The organism is Rhodococcus sp. Chr-9 (assembly GCF_000801125.1).
GTDB lineage: Bacteria > Actinomycetota > Actinomycetes > Mycobacteriales > Mycobacteriaceae > Rhodococcus > Rhodococcus pyridinivorans.
In genome coordinates this window covers 1-5,681 of record NZ_JTIZ01000011.1, presented here as the reverse complement: position 1 = coordinate 5,681, position 5,681 = coordinate 1, and the positions used below count along the sequence as shown (strand labels likewise).

4 protein-coding genes and 2 pseudogenes are annotated in these 5,681 nt (G+C 66.8%); 3 read left to right on the top strand and 3 right to left on the bottom strand.

Annotated features, from left to right (window positions below; genetic code table 11):
* Positions 1–15: 15 nt before the first annotated feature.
* A complete protein-coding gene (locus QR64_RS01405; RefSeq protein ID WP_039583696.1) occupies positions 16–1,212 on the bottom strand; it encodes a PucR family transcriptional regulator in 1,197 nt (398 codons plus the stop codon).
* Between the two features lie 327 nt (positions 1,213–1,539).
* On the opposite strand from QR64_RS01405, the gene QR64_RS01400 reads away from it, so the two are divergent.
* Positions 1,540–2,628 carry an esterase/lipase family protein gene (locus QR64_RS01400; RefSeq protein WP_231913120.1) on the top strand — a complete coding sequence of 363 codons (1,089 nt, stop codon included), beginning with the start codon at positions 1,540–1,542 and terminating at the stop codon, positions 2,626–2,628.
* A 302-nt stretch (positions 2,629–2,930) separates the two neighbouring features.
* Here QR64_RS01400 and QR64_RS26745 read toward each other — a convergent pair whose 3' ends face one another.
* Positions 2,931–3,083: a hypothetical protein gene (locus tag QR64_RS26745; RefSeq protein ID WP_153811618.1), complete on the bottom strand. Its 153-nt coding sequence runs from the start codon at positions 3,081–3,083 to the stop codon at positions 2,931–2,933.
* Positions 3,084–3,534: 451 nt separating this feature from the next.
* On the opposite strand from QR64_RS26745, the pseudogene QR64_RS28770 reads away from it, so the two are divergent.
* Positions 3,535–3,693, top strand: a pseudogene (locus tag QR64_RS28770) (helix-turn-helix domain-containing protein); the annotation flags it as partial.
* A 297-nt stretch (positions 3,694–3,990) separates the two neighbouring features.
* On the top strand, positions 3,991–5,304 hold the full coding sequence (locus tag QR64_RS01395) for a lipase family protein (RefSeq protein WP_024102492.1): 1,314 nt from the start codon (positions 3,991–3,993) through the stop codon (positions 5,302–5,304).
* A gap of 115 nt (positions 5,305–5,419) precedes the next feature.
* Here the strand turns inward: QR64_RS01395 and QR64_RS01390 are convergent.
* A pseudogene (locus tag QR64_RS01390) lies at positions 5,420–5,641 on the bottom strand (IS3 family transposase); the annotation flags it as partial.
* Positions 5,642–5,681 lie beyond the last annotated feature (40 nt).

The window sequence follows — 5,681 nt, the reverse complement described above, 5'->3', positions numbered from 1 at the left end:
TTGTACGAACCATTGTCAGGGTGTCCACTCCCAGGGGGGAGCCTCACTTGGTTCGCCGGGGTCGATTCCGGTGAGGTCGCCGACCCTGCGCAGCCGGTAGCTGAGGGTATTGGGATGGACGTGCAGATGTGCGGAGGCGCTTTTGCGGTCGGCTCCGAAACGCAGGTGCGCTTCGAGTGCTTCGAGCAGATGCGGTGCCCCCAGCAGCGGCACGATACGGGCCGCGAGCCGGTCGCGGGCCGCACCGGGCCGGGTGAGCTGGTACTCGAGCAGCAGGTCATCGAGGCAATACGCGCCGGGGGGTCGGCCCAGGGTGCGTGCGAGGGTGGCGAGTTCGGTGACCTCAGCCGCGGCGTCGGGTAGCTGCGTGCGCGGCACCGCGACCGATTCGGCGAGATAGATTACCGCACTGAGCTTCTCGGTGAGTATTGAGCTCAGGGAGTCGGTGCGCAGCCCATGCCCGGGGTCGGTGTGCACCGGGATCAGCGCGACTCCGGTGGAGCCGTCGAAGGAGACCAGCGCGGTGCCGTTGCTGAGTGTGTCCAGGGTGTGGTGCAGAATTCGGATCCGTCGCCGTGCCAGCAGGTCTGCGGTCGCGGTGCTCGGGTCTTCGGGTCGGGCGTGGATGGCCAGCACGGTGTAGGAGTCGGTCAGCGGGGTGTCGGCGCGGGCGGCGAGCGCTTCGACGGGTCGCCCGCGTAGCAGGGCCGAGCACAGTTCGCGGCGGGCTTCTCGGTCGGCGTTGTGGATGGACTGGCCGACCTCGGTATAAGTCTCGGTCACGGTGATGGTGATGTTCTTGAGCAGGTCGAGCAGCCCGGATCCGATCGCCACCAGTTGGTCGATCTCCTCGGGTGCGGCGAGGGTGGCGGCCTCGGCGAGCACCGACTGGGCCGAGTTGTGGATGGCTTCGATCAGGCTCGCCAAGGGGAACCGGTCCTCGGCGTGACGTTCGGCGACCGGGGCCACGAAGTCGGCGACTTCGGCGCGGGTCAGGGCGCGGCCCTCGCTGATGGCTTGCAGGACCGCTCGTCCGCAGGCGTAGATGGAGGGCAGTACCTCGGGGCGGAAATGTCCGTCGGGTAGATCCGCCGCTGGTGGTGTGGCCCCCAGTCCATCGGCGAGTATCCGTTCAGCTATCTGCGGCCATCGGGGCAGCAGACGAGTGAGCAGCAGGGTGTCGGTGGCGAACGGCGGTGGAGCGGAGGACATGCAGAGATTGTGGCCCGCGACATCGAAAAGGGACACCCCGGCGAACGATCAGCGAGATGGTTTGTCTCCATCGACAAGAACCGCTTGCAGTACTTCGTTCGTGCGTGCAGTGACGGCATCGGCCACCCGGTACAAACTCGCTGTACCGCCAAAGCGCAGCGGCTTTGATCACGCAACAGCCGCACTATGCGCCGAGCCACATGACCTGGTGTGGCGCTGCGAGGAGTAGATGGGAAGTACACATAAATGCTTGCAACGAGGCGACACTTGCGCTGGACGGTCTGCGCCGCGATCATTTCGTGCGTAGCGCTGGCGCAGAGTCCCGGAGTGGGAACCGCCGATACGGCGCCCTCGGCAGAAGCCGAGCTGGCGGCCTTCGCCGACACCCTCTCCGAGGGTCTTGCCCCGGCCCCCGACGGCCGCCAACCCAAGGCGATTGTCGATTCGGGCAGCGGATCGAGCAGTGGCTCCGGTAGCGGCTCGGGGTGGGGCAGCAGCACCGCTGCGGCCCCCGTCGGGCAGGGCCCGGAGCTGAGCGCGCCGCTGGCGGCCTTCGCCCACGGGCTGCTCAACCCCGATGTCGCCCCGGCCGGGGCCAACAAGTGGGACTGCAAACCCAGTCCTGAGCATCCGCGACCGGTAGTGCTGCTGCACGGCACCTGGCTCAACGCCTTCGACACCTTCTCTTTCCTGTCCCCGCAACTGGCCAGGGCCGGTTACTGCGTCTACGCGCTGAACTTCGGCAAGTCCGGTCTCGTGCAGGGCGGTGGAGTCGGGGCGATGCTGCCCGGCCGCTACGGTGTCGGGCCGATGGAGGAGTCCTCACTACAGGTCGCCGAATTCGTCGACCGTGTACGCACCGCGACCGGGGTGGACAAGGTCGACATCGTCGGGCACTCCCAGGGCGGCACCGTGGCCAACCACTACCTGAAATTCAACGGCGGCGCCGAAAGGGTCTCCAAACTCGTCACCTTCGGCGCCACCCACCACGGCACCACGCTGATGGGCATCGCCACCCTTGGCCGGACCATCAACAACCTCGGGGTCAACATCCTCGGGTTCGTCGAACCTATCGCGGGCATGTCGAATATCCAGCAGGCCGTCGGCTCGCCGTTCTACGCCACTCTCAATGCGGGCGGCGACACGGTGCCCGGGGTCGACTACACCGCGGTGGCCTCGCGCTGGGACGAGGTCACCAACCCCTACGACTGGGCATTCCTGCGCGCCGGCACCGGAGCCACCGTGCAGAACATCACCTTGCAAGAAGGGTGTGAACAGGACCTGTCCGACCACCTCACCATGATGTACTCGCCGCGCTCGGCGAGCATCGCTCTGAACGCCCTGGACCCGGCCGCCGCGACAGCGCCGGTGTGCACCTTCAACCCGTGGCTGATCGGCGGTGGCGGCAAACTATGACCACCAGCGTGACCGCGGGTTTGTGCGCGGCCGCACAGACCGAGAACATCGTGCGGCAACTGCTCGAGCGGATCCGCCGTCACAGCGGGCCGGGGGATCCGCTCCGCGAGGAGATCAACGCCGTCGTGGCCGGATGCCTGGACCTGGTGGCCGGCGAGGCGATGGCCCCGAGCGCCAGGATGGAACGCATCCACCGCGCCGCAGCGCGGTGGGCCGGAGTCGGGGTGCCAATCGAGACCGTGCACCGGCTCGTGCGCGAAGGCTTCCGACTCCACCTGGACACCCACCTCGACGATCGCCAATCACCGCCGCTGCGGCGCAATCAGATCGATCAGCTGATAGGGGCACAGAACGCGGTGAACGCGACCGTGGCCAGAGCGTATCTGGAAGTTGCGCCAAGCACCGGCCCCGCACAGCAGCAGGAAGTGGCGCGTGCTCTGTTCGGTGGCCGCCATCCTGACCGGGTATCGCTGGAATACGGTGTTCCCCTCACACAGTGCTATACCGTCCTGGCGGTCGCGGCCACCGACGCGCGCGGTGCCCGGGCGATGGGCGCGTTTGCAGGAGTTGCCCGCGAGACAGTGCGGTTATCCAGTGCCGGCCTTGCTCAGCGAGTTCGGTGGCACAATCTTGGTCCCGGGCACGATCGCGGACGCCGAGGAGGGGCTGTGCACGTTCCTGACTCGGGTGCCACTGACCGCGTCGGTGGTCCGGGCCGACCCCCGCGGCGATACCCGCCGTCGCGGAGACCTCGCACGACCTGCTCGATGTGGCTCGCAGGGTTTATGGCAGCCCCGGGCTCTACCCGTTCGAGGATCTGGCCCTGGAATACCAGCTCACCCGGCCGGGCCCGACCCGTGACAGCCTGGCCGCCCTGCTGGACCCGAGCCCGAGCACCCGGAACTCTTGCAGACTCTGCGTGTACACATCAGCACCGATCTCAATCGTCGACTCAGCGCGCGGGCCATGTGCGTCCACGCGAACACCGTGGACTACCGGCTACGCCGGATCGGCACGCTGACCGGGCTGAACTGCACTCGTGCGACCGGGGTGTGGCGCTTGCGTGCGGCCCTGATCGCACGCAACTCTCCACCCCAGTCCTCGATGGCGCAGTGTTCGAACCACAACGCGCTGCGAGCAGCGATAACACTGCCCTCCGGAGTTGAGGCCCCCAGTGCCCGGCCAATGCCGACGTCGAGCCTGCCCCGCGGGTGCAAACGAAACGATCGAATTATGTTGAAAGACAATTTTTTCTCACCACCAGTTCTCGCTAGGTTTGGGGTGTGCATACGGTCGATCGGCCGACTATCCCCTTTGCTGTATCGGTACCCCGACATATGGGCGCGCGAAAGGACCACCAGGATGAGCTCGCCCAGCGTTTCCGATGCTGCGCCCCCGACGCTCACCGACCATCCCGCCGCCCGAGCGACCCGCCCGGAAAACGACGAGTTCTACTGCCCACCCCCCGATCTTGCGGCCCGACCGCCGGGCGCGATCCTGCGCACACGCGTCACCGAGATCGCCTTGTTCGGTGTCATCGCTCAGCGGTTCCCTGCCTGGCAACTGCTCTACCGCACCAGCGATCTGCACGGGACCCCCGAAGTCGCCGTCACCACGGTGCTGCTACCGGCCGACGCCGAGGCCATAGCCCGCCCGCTGGTGTCGTTTCAATGCGCGATCGACGGTGTCGGGTCGAACTGCTTCCCCTCCTACGCCCTACGCCGGGGCGCGCGAGCGCTCGGCGCGATTCCGCAACTGGAACTACCGGTCATCGCCGAAGCCCTGGCCCGAGGCTGGGCGGTCTCGATCCCCGATCACGGAGGCATGGGCGGGCATTTCGGGGTCGCGCGCGAACCCGGCTATCGCGCCCTCGACGCCGCCCGCGCGGCACTGGCCTTCGAACCACTGGGCTTGACACCCACCACCGAGGTCGGCCTGTGGGGCTATTCCGGCGGAGGGCTGGCGACCGCGTGGGCGGCAGAAGTCGCCGCACACTATGCTCCCGACCTCAATATCGTCGGCGCGGTCGCGGGCTCGCCCGTCGGTGATCCCGGGGCCACCTTCGTCCGGCTCAACGGCTCACTGCTGTCCGGGTTCTCCACGGTCTGTGTCGCGGCATTGCAGCGCGCCTACCCAGAACTCGAGCAACTACTGGCCAAGCACGCCAAACCCGAATTCCATACCCTCCTCGCCGACGCCGCCTCACGCACCACATTGGCACTGTTGTCACGATTTGCGGGCAAAAACCTGGACCGCTACAGCGAGTCCAGCTTCGCCGACCTGCTGAACCTGCCCGAGATGCGCGCCATCCTCGACGACATCCGTCCCGGGCTGCACGCGCCCTCGATGCCGGTCCTGGTCATTCAAGGTGTCAACGACGAACTGATCGCCGTCCAGGACGTGGACCGCCACGTCGAGCGATACCGGCGCGCCGGCGCACACGTGCGCTACGTCCGCGATCGTCTGAGTACGCACCTCGCCCTGCTCTACCTCGGCACCCCGATGACGATGGCTTGGCTGGCCGATCGATTCGGGGGTAACCCTCTGCCGCCCAGCACCACCACGACGGTGTGGTCGCTCACCTGGCGCGGATGCGATGTCGCGGCCCACCTACGATTCGCCGCAGTGTTCGTCCGGATGCTGTGCAGCAGGACTATCTCCCAACGTCACAAGTAGGAAGGCACACTCCCGGCGGGTTCACGGACTCGTTTTGGTGGGCACGGGCTTCTCACAGCACCAGCATTATCCCGGGATAACGGGGGACTGCTGCACGATCAGGTGACAGGTTCGGTCACGCAGCCTGAGTGGCTGGTGTGGTCATGATGGTCTCGTATTCGACAGGGGTCAGTCTGCCGAGCCTGGCTTGGCGTCGGCGGCGGTGGTAGGTCCGTTCGATCCAGGTGATGATCGCGATCCGGAGCTCGTTCCGGATCGCCCAGGGCTGGCGGTCGAGGACGTTCTTCTGCAGCAGTGAGAAGAACGATTCCATGGCGGCGTTGTCGCCGCATTGACCGGCTAATCGCGGCTCGGATCTCGGCGATCACAGTCGGAAT

Excerpts from the sequence above, each read along its gene's own strand:
- QR64_RS01405 (WP_039583696.1), bottom strand. The coding sequence starts at position 1,212 with ATGTCCTCCGCTCCACCGCCGTTCGCCACCGACACCCTGCTGCTCACT.
- QR64_RS26745 (WP_153811618.1), bottom strand. The coding sequence starts at position 3,083 with ATGGCGGCCACCGAACAGAGCACGCGCCACTTCCTGCTGCTGTGCGGG.
- QR64_RS01395 (WP_024102492.1), top strand. The coding sequence starts at position 3,991 with ATGAGCTCGCCCAGCGTTTCCGATGCTGCGCCCCCGACGCTCACCGAC.